Annotated in this window: 19 protein-coding genes and 1 tRNA gene; 15 read left to right on the plus strand and 5 right to left on the minus strand. The window is 36.3% G+C overall.

The annotated features are described in order from the left end of the window. Window positions 1-51 precede the first annotated feature (51 nt). Both glf and purU read left to right on the plus strand, forming a co-directional pair. Window positions 52-1206 carry a UDP-galactopyranose mutase gene (glf, locus tag H3R28_RS05130; RefSeq protein ID WP_198209934.1) on the plus strand — a complete coding sequence of 385 codons (1155 nt, stop codon included), beginning with the start codon at window positions 52-54 and terminating at the stop codon, window positions 1204-1206. A gap of 323 nt (window positions 1207-1529) precedes the next feature. Continuing rightward, on the plus strand, window positions 1530-2408 hold the full coding sequence (gene purU, locus H3R28_RS05135) for a formyltetrahydrofolate deformylase (RefSeq protein ID WP_122123480.1): 879 nt from the start codon (window positions 1530-1532) through the stop codon (window positions 2406-2408). On the opposite strand, the gene H3R28_RS05140 is transcribed toward purU, so the two are convergent. Next, entirely contained in the window at window positions 2409-3257 is an 849-nt protein-coding gene (locus H3R28_RS05140) for an NUDIX hydrolase family protein (RefSeq protein WP_198209936.1), read from the minus strand. A 125-nt stretch (window positions 3258-3382) separates the two neighbouring features. Between H3R28_RS05140 and H3R28_RS05145 the strand changes: the two genes are divergently transcribed. From H3R28_RS05145 to H3R28_RS05160, 4 genes are all read left to right on the plus strand, one after another. Then, complete coding sequence (locus tag H3R28_RS05145; protein ID WP_198209938.1) at window positions 3383-5206, plus strand: ABC transporter ATP-binding protein/permease; 1824 nt, start codon at window positions 3383-3385, stop codon at window positions 5204-5206. Window positions 5207-5355: 149 nt separating this feature from the next. Beyond that, window positions 5356-5658, plus strand: a complete 303-nt coding sequence (gene rpmB, locus H3R28_RS05150) for a 50S ribosomal protein L28 (RefSeq protein ID WP_110438924.1) — start codon at window positions 5356-5358, stop codon at window positions 5656-5658. Between the two features lie 156 nt (window positions 5659-5814). After that, on the plus strand, window positions 5815-7902 hold the full coding sequence (gene fusA, locus H3R28_RS05155; protein WP_110439017.1) for an elongation factor G: 2088 nt from the start codon (window positions 5815-5817) through the stop codon (window positions 7900-7902). 218 nt (window positions 7903-8120) lie between these two features. Continuing rightward, on the plus strand, window positions 8121-8573 hold the full coding sequence (locus tag H3R28_RS05160) for a GNAT family N-acetyltransferase (protein WP_198209940.1): 453 nt from the start codon (window positions 8121-8123) through the stop codon (window positions 8571-8573). A gap of 186 nt (window positions 8574-8759) precedes the next feature. Here the strand turns inward: H3R28_RS05160 and H3R28_RS05165 are convergent, their stop codons facing one another. Together H3R28_RS05165 and H3R28_RS05170 are read right to left on the minus strand one after the other, a co-directional pair. Then, window positions 8760-9026, minus strand: coding sequence for a GlsB/YeaQ/YmgE family stress response membrane protein (locus H3R28_RS05165; protein WP_110438926.1), 267 nt, complete (start codon window positions 9024-9026; stop codon window positions 8760-8762). Window positions 9027-9110: 84 nt separating this feature from the next. After that, on the minus strand, window positions 9111-11936 hold the full coding sequence (locus H3R28_RS05170) for a phosphoenolpyruvate carboxylase (RefSeq protein WP_198209942.1): 2826 nt from the start codon (window positions 11934-11936) through the stop codon (window positions 9111-9113). Between the two features lie 126 nt (window positions 11937-12062). On the opposite strand from H3R28_RS05170, the gene H3R28_RS05175 reads away from it, so the two are divergent. From H3R28_RS05175 to H3R28_RS05205, 7 genes are all read left to right on the plus strand, one after another. Continuing rightward, complete coding sequence (locus tag H3R28_RS05175) at window positions 12063-13346, plus strand: DUF445 domain-containing protein (RefSeq protein WP_198209944.1); 1284 nt, start codon at window positions 12063-12065, stop codon at window positions 13344-13346. Between the two features lie 99 nt (window positions 13347-13445). After that, window positions 13446-13868, plus strand: coding sequence for an Rrf2 family transcriptional regulator (locus H3R28_RS05180; protein ID WP_110438929.1), 423 nt, complete (start codon window positions 13446-13448; stop codon window positions 13866-13868). Between the two features lie 38 nt (window positions 13869-13906). After that, window positions 13907-15394 (plus strand): Fe-S cluster assembly protein SufB, encoded by a 1488-nt coding sequence (sufB, locus tag H3R28_RS05185; protein ID WP_198209945.1) that lies wholly within the window; start codon window positions 13907-13909, stop codon window positions 15392-15394. A gap of 8 nt (window positions 15395-15402) precedes the next feature. Continuing rightward, the gene (sufC, locus tag H3R28_RS05190) at window positions 15403-16185 is read left to right on the plus strand and encodes a Fe-S cluster assembly ATPase SufC (RefSeq protein ID WP_122123487.1); all 783 of its coding nucleotides are present in this window, start codon (window positions 15403-15405) and stop codon (window positions 16183-16185) included. Next, a complete protein-coding gene (sufD, locus tag H3R28_RS05195; RefSeq protein WP_198209947.1) occupies window positions 16178-17434 on the plus strand; it encodes a Fe-S cluster assembly protein SufD in 1257 nt (418 codons plus the stop codon). The genes sufC and sufD overlap by 8 nt, the downstream gene beginning before the upstream one ends. 12 nt (window positions 17435-17446) lie before the next feature. Further along, the gene (locus tag H3R28_RS05200; RefSeq protein WP_198209949.1) at window positions 17447-18694 is read left to right on the plus strand and encodes an aminotransferase class V-fold PLP-dependent enzyme; all 1248 of its coding nucleotides are present in this window, start codon (window positions 17447-17449) and stop codon (window positions 18692-18694) included. Between the two features lie 43 nt (window positions 18695-18737). Then, window positions 18738-19178 carry an SUF system Fe-S cluster assembly protein gene (locus tag H3R28_RS05205; protein ID WP_198209951.1) on the plus strand — a complete coding sequence of 147 codons (441 nt, stop codon included), beginning with the start codon at window positions 18738-18740 and terminating at the stop codon, window positions 19176-19178. A gap of 66 nt (window positions 19179-19244) precedes the next feature. Here the strand turns inward: H3R28_RS05205 and H3R28_RS05210 are convergent, their stop codons facing one another. Both H3R28_RS05210 and H3R28_RS05215 read right to left on the minus strand, forming a co-directional pair. Then, on the minus strand, window positions 19245-20660 hold the full coding sequence (locus H3R28_RS05210) for a DEAD/DEAH box helicase (protein ID WP_232351226.1): 1416 nt from the start codon (window positions 20658-20660) through the stop codon (window positions 19245-19247). A gap of 122 nt (window positions 20661-20782) precedes the next feature. Continuing rightward, window positions 20783-21226, minus strand: coding sequence for a hypothetical protein (locus H3R28_RS05215; protein WP_198209955.1), 444 nt, complete (start codon window positions 21224-21226; stop codon window positions 20783-20785). 190 nt (window positions 21227-21416) lie between these two features. Between H3R28_RS05215 and H3R28_RS05220 the strand changes: the two genes are divergently transcribed. After that, window positions 21417-22850 carry an NAD(P)H-hydrate dehydratase gene (locus H3R28_RS05220; RefSeq protein WP_198209956.1) on the plus strand — a complete coding sequence of 478 codons (1434 nt, stop codon included), beginning with the start codon at window positions 21417-21419 and terminating at the stop codon, window positions 22848-22850. An 86-nt stretch (window positions 22851-22936) separates the two neighbouring features. Beyond that, window positions 22937-23021, plus strand: a tRNA-Leu gene (locus H3R28_RS05225). The last annotated feature ends 22 nt before the right edge of the window (window positions 23022-23043 follow it).

Raw genomic sequence — 23043 nt, forward strand, 5'->3', positions numbered from 1 at the left:
TGATAATGTAAATTCTGTATATTTTGATAAATAGTTTTGAAGGTGGTATGAATGTCTGAAAAAAGAGTTTTAATTGTTGGTGCCGGTTTTTCCGGTGCTGTGATTGGTCGTATTCTTGCAGAAAATGGCTGGAATGTGCATATTATTGATGAACGATCCCATACTGCTGGAAACTCATACTCTAAACGGGACAAAGATACAGGAGTCATGGTACATATTTACGGTCCCCATATATTTCATACAGATAATGAAGACGTATGGAAGTTTGTAAATAAATATTCAGAAATGATGCCCTATGTCAATCGTGTGAAGACCACAGTTAAGGGACAGGTTTTTTCATTACCGATTAATCTGCACACGATTAACCAATTTTTCCAGAAAGCATTATCTCCTGATCAAGCAAAAGAACTTATTGCCGAAAAAGGTGATAAGTCAATTAAAGAGCCTGAGACATTTGAAGAACAGGCTTTGAAATTTGTTGGTAAGGAATTATATGAAGCTTTTTTCAAGGGTTATACCCTTAAGCAATGGGGACTGCATCCCTCTGAATTGCCAGCATCTATCTTAAAGCGTTTACCTGTTCGTTTCAATTATGACGATAACTATTTCAGTCACAAATTTCAGGGAATGCCAAAAAGGGGCTATACAGATTTGGTAGATAATATTCTTGATCATCCTGGAATTAAAATTTCTTTGAATACAGTTTTTGATAAGGAAAAAGCAAAAAATTATAAACATGTATTTTATAGTGGTCCATTGGATGGTTATTTTCATCATCAATATGGTCGTTTAGCATACCGCACCCTGGATTTCGAAAGATTCACATATCAGGGTGATTTCCAGGGAACTGCTGTAATGAATTATGGAGAGGAAAGCGTTCCATATACCCGTATAACAGAGCATAAATATTTTGCTCCTTGGGAAAGTCATGAAGGCTCGGTTTGTTATAGAGAGTATAGCCGTTTATGTACAGAAAAAGATTTGCCTTACTATCCAATACGTCTTGTAGGTGAAATGAATCAGTTGGATCAATATATAGAATTGGCCGAAAAGGAACCTGATATTACATTTGTTGGACGACTGGGAACCTATCGTTATCTTGATATGGATGTAACCATTGCAGAAGCAATGAAAACAGCAAGATTATTTTTGAAATCCATTGAAAATAATGAAAAAATGCCAGTATTTACAGTCAGTATGAAGTAATTCATATTCATATTGCCTAAATCTATCTAAAAAATAATCGCTATTTCAATGTTAAATCGACTTGCTTTAATTTTAGCGATTATAAATTATTCTAATCAAAAATATTTATGGTCAACGGCAATAGTTTATCAAATTTTTTTATAATAATTCGTAATTTACGATATCTTTCGTTATTTATAAAATTTACGTAAAATTGTCTAGATTCATAATTTTTTAGAATTTAAAAAATTTTGAAGAATTCGTAACAGCTTTTGTTTGATTTTTTAAAGTGCTCTATATAGGTTCTTATGAAGACATACATTAACTATATAGTTTTAAAATCGATGAGTGATTCAATAAAATCAAAACAAAATCAATATGTTTTAACACTTTCTTGTCCTGATAAACCAGGTATTGTTTCCGCAATTTCCACAGGATTATTTGAAGCTCAAGCCAATATTGTTGAGTCGCAGCAGCATGATGCTCTTTCGGGTTATTTTTTTATGCGTGTTGTGTTCACCCTAGAGAGCAATAAAAAAAATTATCAATGGTTATATTCCAGATTGGAGGCTATTGCTGCCCAATTTAAAATGACATGGTTCTTGCATGATCGGGAACGTAAAAAACGTGTGTTGTTGATGGTATCAAGATTTGATCATTGTCTGGTTGATCTTTTATATCGATGGAGAATAGGGGAACTGGCAATCGAACCCAGTGCAATTGTTGCAAATTATCCATATGAAGATTATGGTCATATTGATATGCAAGATGTACCATTTTATTATCTTCCTATTCTTAAGGATACCAAAAGGGAACAAGAAACGAAATTGTGGGATATTATTAAGGAAACCCGGACAGAGCTTGTTGTTCTTGCGCGCTATATGCAAATTCTGTCTCCTGAAATGGTAAAAAAATTGGCGGGTCAATGTATAAATATACATCATTCCTTTTTACCCGGCTTTAAGGGTGCAAAAGCCTATCATCAGGCTTATGAACGAGGGGTTAAATTGATTGGTGCAACAGCACATTATGTAACCGAGGATCTTGATGAAGGTCCAATTATAGAACAGGACGTTGAACGGGTCAGTCACAATGACACCCCTCATGACCTTATCCGTAAAGGAAGGGATATTGAAAGACGAGTTCTGGCAAAAGCCGTGCGTTATCATATTGAAGACCGTGTTCTTTTAAATGGTCACAAAACCGTTGTATTTTCGGATTGATCAGGGAAACAATTTCCCTCTCAATCCAGTTTTTATGCGATGGGCATACTGAGAATTCTTTGCGATGATGCCCATGCGGATAAAAAGATCGATTAATACAAGATTGACATTAAATTTGAAATCATCTGTTTCGCACACTTGATGGTAAACATCATCTAATTTTTTTAATTGGAAAGATTCAACCTCTCCATCATTGGGAACCGGTTGAAAATCTTCCGGCAACCATAGATCATAGCAATATAAAACATCTCGCCGTAACCCTTCAGGTCTGATCATGCTATAAGTAATCAGTGATTTATATTCCGCATTTATCATGAGGGCGTGCGGAATGCTTGCTTCTTCACGTGCTTCTTTTTCTAGAGTGTTGTTATGGGTAAATCCTGCTGGTATACCTCCCGCGACGATATGATCCAGTTTTTCAGGATCAAGCCGTTTATACTTTGCCCGTTTCGCGATCCACAAATAAATTTGATTTCTTTTCTTAACCAAACCATTGAGATGAACTCCAGTTCCAATCAGTCCAAGATCAGGAATAACGGCACGATCAATTTTTCCAACCGGTTTAGCATATGGTGAGGGATAGACATCAAAAAGTTCATTCATGGAGCGAACCACATTATTTTCAATTAGTTGATTACCCAGCATCTCGATTGAATATTGTGCTGGTAAAGTACAAATATTATTTTCTTCCATAACAACATGATGTTTTTGGAGAGTATCCATAAATGAAGGTCGAACCCATCCTATGATCTGATTATGCGCCTTGAAAGGTAAAAAATCTTTTTGTAACTTGGCGGTGTTACATTTTTTTATATGACGAAATAAATTTTTAAATTCAATATGTTGCATTAAAAATCTCTTATATTGCTTTAATAGTTTTTTTATTTCAAAGTTATCTATTTTTGTATTTTTTCATTTTTGGGGTAAACACTTCATGTATATTGATAAAACAATTACAATCTTTTGAAAATAACATGTCACGATATTCTAAATTTTCCTATGTCGACAAAGAAAGCACTCGTTCAGGATGGTCAACTTTACTAGAGCTCTTGACCTATTTGTGGCCTCGTCAGCATATGACGTTGAAAATTCGCTTTATCTTTGCGATGGTTTTGATGATTGTTGCCAAAATCATAGCCTTGGGTGTTCCTTATCTTTATAGCAAGATTGTGGATTATTTTTCCCAGAATAATCATGAAATAATTTATGTACCGATTTATCTTATTGTTGGATATGGATTGGTTAGGATTTTTTCCAGCTTATGTTCGGAATTGAAAGACACGGTTTTTGCGCCATTGCGATTTCGGGTGATGCGTATAATAACCCTACAATGCTTCGAGCATGTTCAAAGACTTTCACTAAAATTTCATTTAAATCGACGAACCGGAGCAATTACACGGGCTATTGAGCGGGGTGGTGAGGGAATTGAAACAATTTTGAGAGTGGGTATATTCAGTATCGTTCCAACTGTGATTGAAACCTTGATGGTTCTCGGTGTGATTGCTCATTTGTATAATGGATATTATACACTTGTTGTCTGTCTTGCAATATTAGCCTATTTTTTCTTTACGATTTGGTTTACATCTCGGCGTATCAAGATTCGTCGAAAAATGAATGAAATTAATAATGAAGCCAATAATCGTGCCTTGGACAGTTTGCTGAATTATGAAACTGTTAAATATTTTTGTAATGAAACCCATGAAATAAGACGATATGATGAAGCATTGGCACATTATGAAAAAGCTTCCATTAAAACACAAATAACGCTCAATATCCTGAATTTTGGTCAATCTTTCATTATAGCCATTGCATTGACATTTATTATGTTAATGGCAGCACGTGACATTGTCAGTTATCATTTTACTGTCGGAAAATTTGTCTTGATTAACACCTATTTGATGCAGCTTTATCAGCCCTTGAATTTTCTTGGCAGTATCTATTCTAATTTGCGAAAATCAATTGTTGATTTGGAAAATATGTTTTCTCTTTTGGCACAGCCAATGGATATCAATAATCAAGAATGCGCCAAATCACTTCCAACTGAATTGGTGAATGCGGGGCCTGCCAAAATTGAATTTAAAGATGTTTTTTTTGGTTATGATCCCTCTCGGGAAATTTTGCATCATGTAAGCTTTTTGGCGGAACCAGCCCAGCAAATTGCCATTGTTGGTCCAACAGGGGCCGGGAAATCAACAATTAGCCGTTTGCTGTTCCGTTTTTATGATGTTACATCCGGCGCTGTATTGATCGATAATGAGGATATACGGTCTTATAAACAGGATGATTTGAGAAAGGCCATTGGAGTTGTACCTCAAGATACGGTTTTGTTTAATGATTCAATCGGTTACAATATTTCTTATGGTAAATTGGGAAGCTCACAAGCAGAAATTGAAAAAGCAGCAAGGCTGGCTCAAATCCATGATTTTATTGTTGGTTTGCCCAAGGGATATCATACTCAGGTGGGAGAAAGAGGCTTAAAACTTTCCGGTGGCGAAAAACAAAGGATAGCTATTGCAAGAACGATATTGAAAAATCCAAGGATTTTAATCCTGGATGAGGCAACAAGCGCGTTGGATAGTCAGACAGAAAAAGAAATACAGCAGGCTCTTTTCCAGGTTTCTCAGGGTAGAACCGTGATTACAATAGCTCATCGTTTATCAACAATTATTCATTCGGACATGATTCTGGTTATGATGGATGGGAAAATATGCGAACAGGGAACTCATGAATTCCTGCTTGCAAAAAATGGTTTTTATGCCAATATGTGGTCTATACAGAGTCAACATTCTGATAAATAGGCTAGAAATAGTGAAAATTTTTAATTTTGAGGTTTAAAATTTGGATTTTTACTTGACTATTTCGTGAATTTTAGTCATAGGGCTAAACTAAGTATTTTTTATTTGCCAAACATTAAGTCTTGGCTTTCACAATCCGAGGATGAAAACAAATGTCTCGCCGTTGCCAAATCACAGGCAAAGGTGTGTTGACAGGAAATAATGTCAGTCACGCCAATAACAAAAACCGTCGCCGTTTCCTGCCTAATCTGCAGGATTATTCCTTAAGGTCCGATATTTTGGGTCAACAAATACATTTGCGCGTCACAACGCATGGTCTCCGTACCATTGAACATAATGGCGGTTTAGACAATTTTCTGCTAAATACACCGAATCGTAAGCTTACAGAAGAGGCTTTAGTGATTAAACGCCGTATTCTTCAGGCTCAGGAAAAAAAATCAGCAGTAGCTGCTTAAATTTTTAAAAAATTGATTATCTAGTAATTAAATAACTTCCTTGATTTAATCTTAAGGGAGTTATTTTGAGTTAAAAAAGGAAATTATTCTTTTAATCTTATGATTTAATGAATATATTTTCTGAATATTTTTCTATCGTTTGTGGAGGTTTTACTTTTGTCCGACCATTCTGATCTTTCTAAAATCCGTAATATAGGTATTACCGCGCATATCGATGCGGGTAAAACAACGACAACTGAACGTATTCTATATTATACAGGTGTCTCCCATAAGATTGGTGAGGTCCACGAAGGGAACACCACTACTGACTATATGGCACAGGAACGCGAAAGAGGGATTACCATTACTTCCGCTGCCGTTACCTGTGAATGGAACAAGCATCGTATCAATATTATTGATACTCCGGGCCATATTGACTTTAACATTGAAGTTAACCGTTCATTGCGCGTACTCGATGGTGCGGTTTTCATTATCGAGGGTGTTGCTGGTGTCCAACCTCAGTCTGAAACGAATTGGCGTTTGGCTGACCGTTACAATGTCCCTCGCATTATTTTCATTAACAAGTTGGATCGTACAGGTGCAAATTTTGAATATGCTTTCAGCACTTTAAAAGATAAGCTGGATATTGTCGCTATCCCTCTACAGCTTCCGATTGGTGCGGAAGAAAATTTAAAGGGTGTTATCGACCTTGTCAATATGAATGCCATTATATGGGAAGGTGATGATCTTGGTGCCAAATACAATATTGTTGAAATCCCTGCTGAATTAAAGGAAAAGGCAGAAGAGGCACGTCAAAATCTTCTGGACACCGTTTTGGCTGTTGATGATGCGGCTATGGAAGAATATTTTGACAAAGGTGATGTTTCTGTCGAGGTTTTAAAGAAATGTATTAAAAAAGGTACCATTTCTGGTGAATTTCGTCCGGTTCTTTGTGGTTCTTCTTTCAAGAACAAAGGTGTTCAGCCTTTGTTGGATGCAATTGTTGATTACCTTCCTGCTCCTGATGATGTGGAAGGAATTCGTATTGCACCTCCTGAAGATGAAGAGGTTGATGAAAATAAATTACCAATCATTCCCGTTGATCCAAATGGCAAATTTGCCGGTTTGGCTTTCAAAATCATCAATGATAAATATGGTTCTCTAACTTTCGTGCGTGTTTATCGTGGTATCTTACGTTCTGGTGACACGGTTTTGAACACAACCCATGGTCATAAAGAGCGTATTGGACGTATTTTCCAAATGCACGCTGATAAACGTATAGAAATCAAAGAAGTGCATGCTGGTGATATTGCAGCTTTTGTTGGATTGAAGGATACGAAAACAGGGGATACTTTGGCAGATCCGGCAGATCCGGTTGTTTTGGAACGCATGCAATTTCCAGTACCTGTTATCGATATTTCTGTCGAACCAAAAACCAAGGAAGCGGTCGAAAAAATGACCCTTGCGCTTCAGAAATTGGCGGCAGAAGATCCATCTCTACAGTTAAAGACAGATCAGGAAACGGGGCAAACAATTCTTTCAGGTATGGGTGAGTTGCATCTTGATATCATCATTGATCGTTTACGTCGTGAATATGGTGTTGATGCGAATATTGGCGCGCCACAGGTTGCATATCGTGAAACCATTACTCAGTCTCATACAGAAACCTACACCCATAAAAAACAGTCTGGTGGTGCGGGTCAGTTTGCTGAAGTCAAAATTATTTTCGAACCTACCGAACGAAATGAGGGAATTATATTCGAAAATAAAATTGTTGGCGGTGCGGTTCCCAAGGAATATATTCCAGCTGTTGACAAGGGTATCAGAAACCAGGCATCTACCGGTGTATTAGCGGGATTTCCAACTGTAGACTTTAAATTTACGCTTGTTGATGGTAAATATCATGACGTTGACTCTTCTGCATTGGCGTTCGAGATTGCCGGTAAAGCCTGTTTCCGTGAAGGAATGAAAAAAGCTGGTCCAGTCATTCTTGAACCTATCATGGATGTCGAAATCACTACACCCAATGATCATGTTGGTGATGTTGTTGGTGACTTGAACCGTCGTCGCGGAATGATTCAAAGTCAAGAAACTTCTGGAAGCACTGTCATGGTTCGCGCTTTCGTTCCATTGAAAGAAATGTTTGGCTATATTTCTGATCTTCGTTCAATGACCAAAGGTCGTGCATCCTTTACAATGCAATTCCACCATTATGATCCAGTTCCCCGTAATGTTGCGGATGAAATTATTAGTCAATCTGCCTGATTTTAAATAACAATTTGATACGATTCAAAACAGCCTTTTATATAAAAGGCTGTTTTTTTATGAATTGTATGTAATGAAATAAATATCTTCGGTTTTACATGATTGATTTCTATCAAATAATTTTTGAAATTTCATGGGAATTTATTAAAGTGAATTTTCTTTCTCTTTTTTCAAATCAAGATATCAAAATTGGTCAAAATGGGATTTGATTAGAACCGTTGACTTATTTTCATACAAAAGGATTGCAGGCGGCAAGTCAAGAAGGTGATTTATGGAAACTTCGTGTTACTGTTATTCCTCATCCTTCTAAAGTTAAAAATTATATTAATGAAGCTTTGGAGGCAAAGGAACGTCAAGAGCGTTACCCTTTTGCCGTTATTGATGAAAATACAGGGAAAGTTTTGGGTACAACTAGCTTTTTTGAAATTGCCCTTGATGTGCGATGTTTGGAAATTGGCTATACATGGTATGCAAAATCTTTTCAAAGAACTCATGTAAACACAAATTGTAAATATTTATTGCTAGAATATGCTTTTGAAAAATTGCAAGCCAATACCGTCGTTTTACGAATTGATATTTTTAATTTCAAAAGTCAAAGAGCAATTGAACGACTTGGTGCAAAAAAGATGGAATTCTACGTGGTCATATTCTTAGACAGGATGGTACTTTAGCGCGATACCATTATTTACACCATAATTTCAAGTGAATGGACAAACGTCAAAGTACATATATCCGCTTTGTTAAATAAGTTATATTAATGAATATTCACATATTAGAAGTATTTTAAATCAGATAAAAATAAGTGAGAGGCAATATTGATATGAGAGTTAAATATTGCCTCATGTCAAATAATATTTTTAATAACTGGTATTCCCTTTATGTTCCATAATTTTTTTATAAATAAAAAGAATGATAACAGCTCCTACAATTGAAAATAATATTCCAGCTTTTTCTCCATCACGATAGAAGTGAAGAAGCTCACCTAACCAAGTTGCCAAAGCGGAACCGGCAATTCCTAAAAGAACGGTGATAATAAATCCGCCCGGCTGTTTTCCAGGCATAAGTAATTTTGCAATACCACCAATAATAAACCCAACAATAATAGCGCCAATTAAAGAAAACATAAGTTACTCCCTTGAACAAAACTATCTTGTTGTATAGTGTAAACGATTTTTTACTAAAACAATAGATTTATTATTTTTTTTTATTTATCCGAATGCATGTAATCGATGGATGAGAGCGATTGAAATTTCCCTGACCAAATCGAAATTATATTGCATGGGTTTAAATATTTGACGGTCATCCATTGCATATGCACCTTCATTTCTTGGACCTTTTGGTTCATAAAAATATAGATCGGATACATGTTCAGATGCTTGTGGAAAGATATGATTGACGAGCATATGCAAAACCGAGGGTATTTCCAAACACAAGATTTTAATATCCAAATGTTCTCTGTTATAACCGTTAAATGGAGAGAAATATGGAATCTTGGTTGATAACATCCAGATTTTTTCAATTAATGCCAATCGGATAGCATGTAATAGGATTTCCTTATCATCCATGATTGGCGTATTTTTCCAAATTGACAGAAGAATAATATGATCTTTCTGTATGCGATGAAAAGTTGCCTGGGTACTCGACCAGCAATCCAGCCGTTGCAATCCGTTTGCCAGCGCCATATAGGATTCCTGTATCACAGGATTTTTTTCAGTTGCAGCCCGATCTAGCCAGATGCCGGGATCAAGCATATAGATTCCGGCTCTCAAGACAGATGCATCGGAGTGCTTAAGGGCATGAAAGGCAAAATCGAGGGATTGCCTGAACCGTTTGCTGTTTGTCAACATTTCTTCAAATGTATCGGGGTTGGCCGACATTGCGGTTCCCAAACCTTGAAGTACATTAGCACACCAACCCAATTGTTGTAGAATTGCATTGTTAGGAATAGCACGCAATTCCCTTGGATGTTTTATGTAACTTCTTCCTGCTGCTGTATCATTTTGGCGAACTGCCGGTCTTGACCCCGTTTGATCAATGAGGGAGGGACCAAATGTGCTTAACAAGGTTCCATATCCCTTGTCATTAATCAATTCATTCATGGATGCATTGATCGTTGAAAAAAAATCTGCATTAAAATCTTTTTCATCATAGATGGGATCATGGTCAACCTTATCAAAATCGTAGATATGCTCTGCTATGATACTGATTGTGGCATTGGCCAGCAATTGTGTGCCAAAAAGTAAATATCCGTCTCCACCTTGAAAAGCCGTTTCTTGTCTGCTTCGTATACCAAGTTTATGAAAATATTGCTCAGTAATTTTTGGGGATAGATATTCCAGACGATCTTGCATGCTGAATGGATGACCACCACGACCGATACTTTCGCCATGTGTATCGAATAGAATAAGTTGAATATTTGATAATTGATATTTAGCCAAAAGTTTAGCAATTTTTTTGCGTAATTTTTCAATCTGATATGTGGCTGCAATTTGACCAATAAATCTGCCGGAATCAGAATACCCAAATTGCAGGCATAACTTGCCCGTTTTTTTCAAGTAATTACGCCAATGCGGTGATCTCAGGGCTTGTTCAATAATCTTGTCGCCATGATTGAGAGCATAATCTGTTTCAAATAATGGCGAAATCTCGATATTTTTCTCAATCCCAAATAATCTTGCAAGCCAAAGGGCCATAAGTAATGTAAAACCGCTTTCTGTTTCGGCAATTAAAAAGCGAATAGGGGTTTTGCTATCAATATGTTTGAATATCTGGGTTAACAGCATCATTAATATGCTTGCCGAGGCCTTTTCTGTTAGCAAAGCACCGAAATCCACAGGAACAGGGTCAATTTTATCCAAGGCTGTATTTATCGTATTAAAAAGCGTTCTTGTATGAGAAGGATTTTCAGGATTACTGGTTATTCCCAATCGTTGACGGGCCATATTGTGAATTTGGGTGGAATTAAGTCTAACATGAGAATGTGAAAGACTTAAACCATGAGTGACAAAACCCGCCTTCGCGATCAATAAATCAATAATGAAATTATCATCAACATCGTTCATGGCTTGATCAAAAAGAGGAAGAAGCTGATCGGTTGAAAGAATTGATTCATGACGGTTTTCAATCAATAATCGGGAAAAATTTGAAAATTGATCAGGGTCAGGCTTTAAAGGACAGTTATGGATTTGATCCTTGACATGGTTTAGGGCAATTGCAACAGTATTTTTTAATTGGTCGACACCATTTGGGATGTTGTCTAATTGCTGATATAGACGTTCCAATTGTAGTTTTTTCATCTGTAGGCGTATGAGTAAACTATCCCACCAGCCTATGTCGCTTCGGCCATCCGTATCATATCCTACCCAACTGCTCAGTAAAATTGGACTGGGATTCAGATTGGTCCAATGGTCAGGCCAATATTCCTTCGCTGTCTCAAAAAGGGTATAATTGAATAGATCCAAAGCGTTTCGTCCCCTAACAATAGCATTATTGGCAAGTTGAAGTTCCTCTTTCAAATCAGGGGGGGCAGATCGTCTGTGAGTCGTAAAAAAGGGAATATCTGTGTCATCATCTATAGGATGACTGGCCATATCTGCCAAGGCTGTGTAAACTGGATTGGCGAGGGAAAAGGTTGGATGTGCCGTAAAAATTGCGGCGAATTTGGTAGTTTCAACTAATTTCTTGAAATTTTCAAAACTTGCTTCCTTATTTTTTTCGTTTGCGTAATCGGATTGCTGGATCAATTTTTTTATGACGGTTTCGATACGTTGCCGAATATTATCTTTAGTGGGATTGTAAAGGTATTTTTGCAGATGTTTGGCATGTGACAAAAAAGCGGAATCTCTCAATTTCTGGATTATTTCTTTGAGATTTTCTGTAGTAAGATCATTTGACTCTAATTTTTGATTAATTTTCTGTGCTAAGGTCAGGACAGGATTTTCTGTTGGTTGGTGATCTTTTTTTGATCTCAATTGATTAGTTAACTGTAGCAGCTCATCAAGTATCTGGGAAGAGGAGTTCGTTGATTCCGTCATGATCCAAAATTATCCATTACTAGTTTCATATAAATAAATCTGTTTTAATATGATTAATTATTATAAAGAGAAATAAAAGGTATAAATTCACGATAACAATAATTACACGAAAAAATGTTGAAGGCGATGAATAAAGTTTCAAGTCCAGATGACCACGTAAAAATAATTTTCCTACGCTATCATCGATTGGCAACTTTTTTGCTGTTAATCATGGGATGTATAACTTTATTAGGCTATTATCTGACGACTTATACAGGAATTAAACATAATTTCTGGGTTGAATTGATTTTGGCTGGTAGTCAGGCTGGATTTATCGGTGGATGTGCTGATTGGTTTGCGGTGACAGCATTATTTCGACATCCCATGGGTTTGCCCATTCCTCATACCGCAATTCTACCAAAACAAAAAAAACGTCTAGGATACGGGTTGGGATGGTTTATAGCTCAGTATATTTTTACTGAGAAAGACATCACTCTGATTTTGAAAAAAATGGATCTTCCAAGTTTTTTGGGAAAATATTTGGATAAAACAGAGAATATTGAATATCTGAGCAGTATTTTGTTGAAATCTCTTCCTGATTTTCTTGATCGGATTGAAGATGGTCGTATCAGCAACTTAATAACAAAAATTATAAATCGTCTTTTGAGTGGAGAATCAATCTCACCTTTTATCGGTAGAATCATAAGAATAATGCTTGATATCGATCAGCATCAAGACATAATTTCATTCATTTTGGAAATTCTTAAGAAAACGCTTAAAGAAAAGGAATCAAGCCTCAGGGAAATGATTCATAATCGAGTGGAAGAACAGGGTGGTCGTTTTCTGGGATGGATGATCGGTGATTCAATTGCGACAAAAGTTTTGATCGCTGTAAATAAGGAAATGGATCGGATAGATCCACATAATGATGCTGTAAGAGAAAAAATCGGCCAGTGGATAAAGGATGAAATTGATAAAATTGAGAATGACCCTGAACGTGTTAATAATATATCTGATGCTTTTAGACAAATTGTAAATCATGAAAGTATACAGGAATGGCGTGAAAATCTTTGGAAAAAAATTAGAAAATTTATTCACGATGATGTCAGGAATGAGGATGGATGGTTTAGGAACGTGATTATTGATTCAATTCATTATTTTTCTGAACTGCTACAAAAAGATCCCAAAATCAGAAAAAAAATAAACAAGGCGATATTGAAACTTATTTCAAGATCATTACCAAATTTTAAGGAAGGGTTGATCCGTTTTACTGAAACTGCTGTTTCACAATGGGACAGTCAAGCGTTGGTTGATCGACTTGAATGTCGAATAGGCAAGGATTTGCAATATATACGGATAAATGGTTCTATTGTAGGTTTTTCAATCGGAATAATCTTTTTTTTATTTGTTAAACTGTTTTTTAATCCTTAAACTGTTGTATTATAAAAAAATAAAAAAAACTTTTAAATCGATAAAAATGGACTTATATAGTCCTATATAATATGTTTTATTTGATCGAATTGATAAATTATGTTGAAACTATCCAAACTTATTGATTATGCAACGATTATTATCATAAGCCTTGATCAATATAAAACTGTTGTCTCTTCATCCACACTTGCTGCGAGAACACATATTCCTGAACCTACTGTGGCCAAGATACTGAAAATGCTGACCAGGGCTTCCTTGACAAAATCTTCGCGAGGACCGGGAAGTGGATATTATCTATTGAATGAGCTTAGTGAAATTTCTCTTGCTACGGTTGTTAGAATTATTGAGGGACCCATTAAGTTGGTTGATTGTAAAAAGGATGATTGTCGTATTGAGAATGAAGAGTGTATTTTATATGGAAAATGGGAAATATTGAATTATCAAATAAAAAATGTTTTTGAAACTTTAACTTTGGCAGATTTAAAAAAGAGTTCTGCCAGATTTGACTTAAATAAGAATTAACAAATTCAAGAAACAAACATTTAGAAACAGAGCATATTATGAATAAACATGTCCAAGATGAGGCCTTGTTGAAGCAGCTTAAGACAGATACTTACAAGTGGGGGTTCGAAACGGATATTGAAATGGATATCCTACCCAAGGGACTTGATGAAAATGTTATCCGTTCAATTTCTGCTCGCAAGAATGAGCCTGATTGGATGCTGGAATGGCGTTTGAAAGCCTATCGGATGTGGATGACCATGGAGGCTCCAACATGGGGTAAGTTCAAATATCCTGAAATTGATTTCCAGGACTTGCATTATTATGCAGCGCCAAAAAAGAAAAAAGGACCAAAGTCTCTGGATGAGGTCGATCCCGAATTGTTAAAAACATATGCTAAATTGGGTATACCCTTAAAAGAACAGGAAATTTTGGCGGGGGTTGAAAAACCGGAAAATGGAGAGATTGTACCTGTTGCCATTGATGCAGTTTTTGATAGTGTCTCTGTTGCCACGACGTTTAAAGAAACTCTTGCGAAAGCGGGAGTGATTTTTTGTCCAATTTCAGAAGCTATACAATCTTATCCAGATTTGGTTAAAAAATACCTTGGTAGTGTGGTGCCACAGGGAGATAATTTTTATTCAGCCTTGAATTCCGCTGTTTTTACGGATGGTTCATTTGTATATGTTCCGAAAGGTGTGAAATGCCCTATGGAACTTTCAACCTATTTTCGTATAAATGCAAAAAATACCGGACAATTTGAACGTACGCTCATTATTGCTGATGATGCTTCTACCGTATCATATTTGGAGGGATGCACAGCTCCTCAACGGGATGAAAATCAATTGCATGCTGCTGTTGTAGAACTTGTGGCCATGAGTGAGGCTTTTATAAAATATTCCACAGTCCAAAACTGGTATCCGGGTGATAAAAATGGTAAGGGGGGAATTTACAATTTTGTTACCAAGCGTGGTGCTTGCCGTGGTGTACGATCACGTATCTCATGGACACAGGTTGAAACCGGATCGGCAATTACCTGGAAATATCCTTCCTGCATTTTACAAGGGGAAGGATCAATCGGGGAATTTTATTCTGTAGCGGTAACAAATGGATATCAGCAGGCTGATACCGGTACAAAAATGATTCATATAGGAGCCAATTCACGTTCCACCATTTTGGCAAAAACCATTAGTGCAGGAAAATCTGACAGTACATATCGTGGATTGGTTAGAATGATGCCAAAAGCCCGAAACAGTCGCAATTTCACTGAATGTGACAGTTTACTGATCGGAAATAATTGCGGTGCACATACAGTTCCCTATATTGAAAGTAAAAATATTTCCGCCAAAATTGAACATGAAGCGACAACTTCGAAGATTTCCGAAGAACAGTTATTTTACTGTCAACAGCGTGGATTAACCAAGGAAGCGGCAATCGGATTGATTGTGAACGGGTTTTGTAAAGATGTTTTAAAAGAGCTTCCAATGGAATTCGCTGTAGAAGCGCAACAGCTTTTACAGATAAGTCTTGAAGGAAGTGTGGGTTAGTTTAAACTATGAATATGTTATTAGAAATAAAAAATTTACATGCATCCGTTATTGATGACACTGTTGAAAATGGATCAAAGCAAATTTTAAAAGGTGTCAATTTATCAATTCCCGCTGGTGAAACTCATGTTATTATGGGACCTAACGGTTCTGGTAAGTCAACGCTTTCCTATGTCTTGTCTGGTCATCCCAGTTATAAAGTGACATCTGGTCAGGTATGGTTTAAAGGGGAGAATCTTCTGGAAATGTCTCCTGATGATAGAGCCGTGGCGGGATTGTTTCTTGCCTTTCAGTCTCCCGTGGAGCTGCCTGGGGTCAATAATGCCAATTTTTTACGTACAGCAACCAATTCCGTTCGTAAAGCACGAGGACAGGAAGAACTTGACGCGGTGTCATTTCTTAAACTGGCCCGTCAGTTGGCAAAAAAGCTTTCATTTCCAACAGACATGCTTAAACGCAATGTAAATGTCGGTTTTTCTGGAGGTGAGAAAAAACGAAATGAGGTTCTGCAAATGTCCTTATTGCAACCATCTTTTGCAATATTGGATGAAACTGACAGTGGGTTAGATATTGACGCGCTGCGTATTGTCGCAGAAGGAGTTAATACTCTTCAATCTCCAGAATTTTCCTCTTTAATTATCACTCATCATCAGCGTTTATTGGATTATATCAAGCCTGATTATATCCATATTTTAGCAAGGGGTCGCATTATCCATACTGGAGGGGCTGATTTGTCACTTCAGCTTGAAAAAGAAGGTTACGGACGGTTTTTGGATGAAATTGATGAATAATGTCACCGCGATGAACAAGCGTGAAAATTGGTTGGAAATATTAAATAGGTTGTCTTTATCTGAATATTTACGAGACAAGAGAAATATTGTTGATAAATTGCTGACTCTTCAATTCCCGACACGTAAAACTGAAGCTTGGAAATACAGCGATTTGAAATGGTTGCAAAAAACAGATTTTTCGCGTGATTTTGTTATTGATGAAGCGTTTGTTCATAGGGCCTTAGAAGAAATATTAACCGTAGATTTGCAAAATTTACCTAGAATAATCACCTATAATGGTCAATATCTAGAGACTTTTTCAACAATCAGTCTTCATTCAAACGAATTTTCTTTAAACAAGAATCTCAAAAGTGGTTGGTCAATTCCAAACGATGATTTTTTGACGGCATTGAACAAAATTGTTGAAAATCCCGTTTTACAATTTAAATGTAATAAAAATTTCAATGATCAGACAATTTTATGTATTAATCTAGGGAAAGCTGAAACAACTGAAAAACTGTTTTTTTCACCAAAGTATTCATTTTATATTGAGAAAGAAAATAAATGTACTGTGATTGAAATAAATTATGGGAAAGGTGTTTATTTTGCAAATTCCGTTCATGAAATAGAACTGGGAAGAAAGTCTAAACTAAACTATACCATTATCAACCATACATTATCAGAAAGCTATAATTGTTCTAGTAATTATGTTAAATTGTCTGATCATGCATGTTATCAGCAATTTTTGTTAAATAAAGGTTCCAGATTTTCACGTTATGAACTGAATATTGATTTGGCCGGAGAATGGAGTAAGGCAGATTTCGATGCTGTCCAGATTTTGTCAGGTCAACAGCATGCCGATATTGCATCAAAAGTGGTTCATAGTGTTCCACATTGTCAATCCAATCAGAATGTTAAAAATATCCTGTCTGATAATAGTCATGGGGTTTATCAGGGCAAGGTGCTAGTCAATCGTTTAGCCCAGAAAACGGATGCACAGCAGCAAAACCAGGCCCTATTATTGTCAGATAAAGCGGAAATAGATACTAAACCTGAGCTTGAAATCTATGCAGATGATGTTAAATGTTCCCATGGTGCAGCAATAGGGGCATTGGACCAAGAACAATTGTTTTTTTTAATGTCTCGTGGAATTTCTTATGAATTGGCCAGAGAAATGTTGATTAATGCATTTGTTAACGAGTCTATTGAAAAGATCGAAGATACCCTATTGCAGAATTTATTATATTATTACGTAACCGCCTCAACTTGAAAAGTGATTGCGATGTCTAACCCTGTCTATTCTTTTAATATTGAGCAAATTAGAAATGATTTTCCAATTTTAAAACAAAAAATTCACGGTAAAGATTTTGTATTCTTGGATAGTGGCGCATCAGCCCAAAAACCAATACAGGTTATTGAAGCAATGCAAAACGCCGCATATACGCAATATGCAAATGTGCATCGAGGCATTTATGCCATGAGTGAGGCTGTTACAGATCAATATGAATCAGTCCGAAAAAAAATTGCCGGTTTTTTAAATGCATTTACGTCCGATGAAGTGATTTTTACTAAAAATAGTACTGAAGCGATCAATCTTGTAGCTTTTTCCTATGGAGGTCTGATAAAAAAGGGGCAGGGTGTTTTAATAACTGAAATGGAGCATCATGCCAATCTTGTTCCCTGGCAAATGTTGCGTGACAGATTAGGGATCCATTTATACATTGCACCGATATTGGAAAATGGTGATATCGATATATTGGCATTTGAACAAATTTTAATTGAAAATGATATTGCATTGGTTGCTGTAACCCATATGTCCAATGTGTTGGGAACGATTAATCCAATCAAAATGCTGGCTGAGATGGCACACAAGAATGGTGCCAAAATTCTTGTTGATGGCAGTCAAGGAATTGTTCATCAATCGGTTAATGTTCAGGATCTTGATATAGATTTTTACACTTTTACAGGACACAAACTTTACGGTCCTACGGGTATTGGCATTTTATGGGGAAAAAAAGAATGTCTGGATCAAATGCCTCCCTTTATGGGAGGAGGGGACATGATTGAGAATGTGACTTTTGAACGGTCAACCTGGGCAAAAATTCCTACTAAATTTGAAGCCGGTACACAACCCATACTTGAGGTGATCGGTTTGGGGGCTGCAATAGATTATGTTTTATCTATCGGATATGATATTTTAATGCAGCATGATAAAAATCTGGTTGAATATGCGCTGATTAAAATGAGGAATATTCCTGGTTTATCTATATTGGGATCACCATCTGTAAGGGGAGGAGTAATCTCTTTTTCGATAAAGGATATTCATGCTCATGATATTGCAACCCTGTTGGATCAAAATGGTATCGCCATTCGTGCAGGTCAGCATTGTGCTGAACCGTTAGTGAAAAAATTTGGTTATACAAGCGTATCGCGGGCTAGTTTTGCAGTTTATACAACTTTTGATGAGATCGATAAATTTGTGGATGGATTGAATATGATTATTGATTTTTTTCAAAGATCTAATCATTGATAAAGATTTTTTACCCATAATTATATGAATGGCAGAGTTTTTTATGGATAATGTTGATCAAAAAAGGTCAGATAATATTGGAAAAGCAGTATCTACATCTGAATCTGATGTTAATCAAGAAAATATTGAGGCTTGGAAACCTGAGGATAATTCAAACCCACAGATTAACAATCCTAAGGAAGAAATTGATGAAAATGCAATTATTGATGCTGTTTCAACAATTTATGATCCAGAAATTCCAGTTAATGTATATGACTTGGGATTAATTTACGCTATCGATTTACATGATGATGGAAAGGTGCAAGTTGAAATGACTTTAACAGCGCCCAATTGCCCAAGTGCGCAAGAATTACCCCTCATGGTTCAGCAAGCTATTGAAAAAGTTAAAGGGGTGACCGAAGTAAAGGTGGAAATTGTCTGGGACCCTCCCTGGGATCCTTCAAGAATGAGCGATGAAGCTCGACTAACCTTGAATATGTTCTGAAATTTATATCGGTTTAAATTTTAACTGAAGATAAATAATAATGTTATTTATCTTCAGTTTCTTTTTTTAAAGCTTACGAAACGGCGATAGCATAAAGGCAGGTACAAATTGTCCAAATCCAATAACAGGTGTATCGTTATCAATTAATGCATGTGTTAGGGGAATACGTGGAGCAACTTCAATCAAATTCTTATTATCCGCCTTTCTAGATTTGGTTTTTTGTTGACGAGAATTTTTATTTTTAACCAATTTCTTATCTGTTGAATTATCTGTTTCTTTAGAGGTATTCATAAAATCGTTAATATCAAGAACGGGAATGGTTTCATTTATAAGTTTTTCGATATTTACAATTAACTCTTTTTCCTCAAGTGTTGCAAGGCTATAAGCATAACCCGTTTTTTCCGCTCTTCCTGTTCTTCCAATGCGATGCACGTAATCTTCGGGTTGAAGAGGTATATCAAAGTTGAAAACGTGCGTTAGATTTTCAACATCTATCCCTCGTGCGGCAATATCAGAACAAACGAGGAACTGAATTTTTCCATTTTTAAAATCTTCCATCGTTTGGGTACGATGATGTTGTGCGATATCACCATGAAGAGAGGCACTTTTGAAATCATGTTTCTTCAGGGAACGAGTTAAAATGTCAACATCTTTTTTTCTATTGCAGAATATTATCGCATTTTTTACATTTTCCTGCTGTAAAAGAGTGCGTAAAATTTTTCTTTTTTTGTTATCAGGAACGATGATAACTTTCGATTCAATAGTTGAGGCTACTGATGAAGGTGGTGAAATAGATATTTCAATTGGATCTACAAGGAAAGAATTTGTCAATCTTTTGATTTCTGGGGGCATCGTAGCTGATAAAAGCAGGGTTTGTTTTTGTTGGGGTAAATAGGAAACAATTTTTTCAATGTCTGGGACGAAACCCATATCAAGCATACGATCTGCCTCATCAATGACGAGTATCTGAATCTGATTGAGTAAAATTGCTCCCTGACTAAACAAATCAATCAATCGACCCGGTGTTGCAATAATAATATCGGTTCCACGTCGAAGATTTTCTTTCTGTTCAGACTGACTTTCGCCACCAACGAGTAAACTATGGGAAAATTTTACATATTTATTATATAGTTTCAGATTATCTGCAACCTGAAGTGCCAATTCACGAGTGGGTTCTAGAATTAAAGCGCGTGGCATTCTTGCCCGTCCCTTGGACTGGGAAAGCATCTCGAGAATTGGTAATGTGAAAGAGACGGTTTTACCGGTACCAGTTCTGGCTATCCCAACGATATCTTTTTTTTGCAAAGCCATGGGAATGACAGCTGCCTGAATTTCCGTAGGCTTGTTAAATCCTATTTTATCAATGGCTGACAAAATTGAGGGAGACAATTTGAGTTGTTCAAAAGTCTCAATTTTTTCAATCTCAAGATTTGTAGATGTATTGTTGTCAATTAATTTGTTTTTTTGTATATGAGAAGGCAAAATAAAACTTACCATTAACACTTAAAATAATAAAAATAGCTTATTCATTTATATAATAAGAATATTGTAATTAATCAATATACTTATTTTGTTGTGAAATAGAATAACTAATAATAATTTCATTAAAAATTTAATAATAAAATGTCTATTATTCCCAAAAATATAATTAATTTGAAAATATTACAAATTTTATTATAAAGATCAGCCTTTGGTCGTATAGATCGGTTTGCTTTTTGATAGGCTGACGTAAAACTATATAGATGGAGAATTATCATTAGAATAGTGGTAATTATGGCGGCATAACCAGACCAGTTTACAGTTTTGACAAAAAAGTGGTGAATAAAAAGAATCAATTGACAAATCAGAATGGCAAAAGCGTTAAAACCATTAAGTTGATAAATTCTTTTCAGGTTTTGCAATAATACGGAAGATTTGAGTGTTTTATCAAGTAATCCAACTGATGATCGAACACTCAGACAATAAAAAAACAGACTTCCGATCCATAAGGAAAGAGCAATAGAGTTAATTGAAGTGATAATTCCCCAGTAAAAATTCATATGAGCCATACTAATTCCCTAGATATTGTGGTTTCGATAGATTAAATCCGTCTTATCATTGGCGTGATGATTGTTAAAATCATTCATGTCAAATAAAGGCAAAAAAGCAATTTTTCTTTATAGTTTGTCATATTATAATCATTCGTAGTTATAATTATAAGTGATATACTTAATTCATCAAATTGAAAGATATATCATTATGCAATTAAAAAATGAAAAAACTAATTTGCTTCTGATAAATCCAGAAGAAATGAATCAGGTTGACAAGATCGCAACGCAATATTTGCCTGTTTTAACTTTGATGGAAAATGCTGGATTAGCCGTTGCACGGGCAATTATGCAATTTTATAAACCTTGTAAAATACTTGTTTTATGCGGTCCTGGAAATAATGGAGGTGATGGATATGTCGTGGCACACATACTTGCCAATGAGGGATGGCCAGTTAAGGTTGCCTCTTTGAAACCTCCAGAAAAGGGAACTGATGCTTACAAGGCTTTTGTTCAATGGAGTGGGGATAAAACTGATTTTAATATTCAATCTGTTAAGGATGCAGATTTAGTTGTGGATGCTGTTTTTGGTGCGGGATTATCTCGTGACATTGATGATCATATAAGTTCGGTGTTGAAAGCTGCAGATCATCTTGTTGCCATAGACATGCCCTCTGGTGTTGATGGCAAGACAGGTATAATTAGAGGTTATGCTCCCCACGCTGAATTGACCGTAACGTTTTGTAGAGCCAAAGCGGGACATTATCTTTTACCTGGACGAGAATATATAGGTAAACTTGTTATTGCAAATATAGGTATACCAGAAAATATATTGTCAGAGCTATCAATAAATACCTGGTTGAACGAACCGGGATTATGGGAACTTCCAATTGCAGACGTTGAAGATTATAAATATCATCGTGGCATTGTAAATGTTGTGGGAGGGGGAACGGTAACAGGAGCCGCTCGTTTATCAGCATTAGCAGCTTCTTCCTGCGGGGCTGGATTGGTGCATATCTTTGCCTTTGGTAGCCGTGATTTATATTTGTTAACTTCACCCTGTTTTATGGTTGATGAGGGTGACTTCACTGATACCTTACAGGATAAACGAAGAAAAGTCTGGGTATGCGGGCCTGGTCTGACAGAAGATGAGGTTAAAATATCCCTAACAAATTTAATCAAGACAAATAAAACGATTGTTGCCGATGCAAGCGCTTTGACAAAAGAAAATTTTGATTTGTTGAAACAATGTGCCGTTATTACGCCTCACATAGGTGAATTTAAACGGATATTTGGTGATTTTAAAGATTGCCGGATTGAAGCGGTTAAAAAGGCAGCTAGTATTCTTAATACAGTGGTCATTCTCAAAGGTCCGGATACATTAATAGCTTCTCCCGATGGTAGGGTAGCGGTCAATTGTCATGCAAATGCACGATTGGCGACAGCAGGATCTGGGGATGTACTAACGGGAGTCATCGCGACTTTGCTTGCATGTGGTATGGAGGTATGGGAAGCGTCTTGTGCCGCGGTCTGGATTCATGGAGAGGCAGCTTTTTTACATAACAATTCTTGGCCTAATGCAATGGACTTAATTCACAATCTTGGCAAGGCGAGAGATAATGGTCGATATCACGTGGAAAAATGAAAATAAGAAAAATTGAGTTTTGTTAAAAAAATTGTTGCCCTGCGATAGATAGTGCGTTAAATAGAAAAACTTCAATGCACAGACGTGCGGATGTGGTGAAATTGGTAGACACGCTAGACTTAGAATCTAGTGGCGCAAGTCGTGGGGGTTCAAGTCCCTCCATCCGCACCAAAAACGTATGATGTTAATTCCA

This window comes from Commensalibacter sp. M0268 (assembly GCF_016101925.1).
Lineage (GTDB): Bacteria > Pseudomonadota > Alphaproteobacteria > Acetobacterales > Acetobacteraceae > Commensalibacter > Commensalibacter melissae.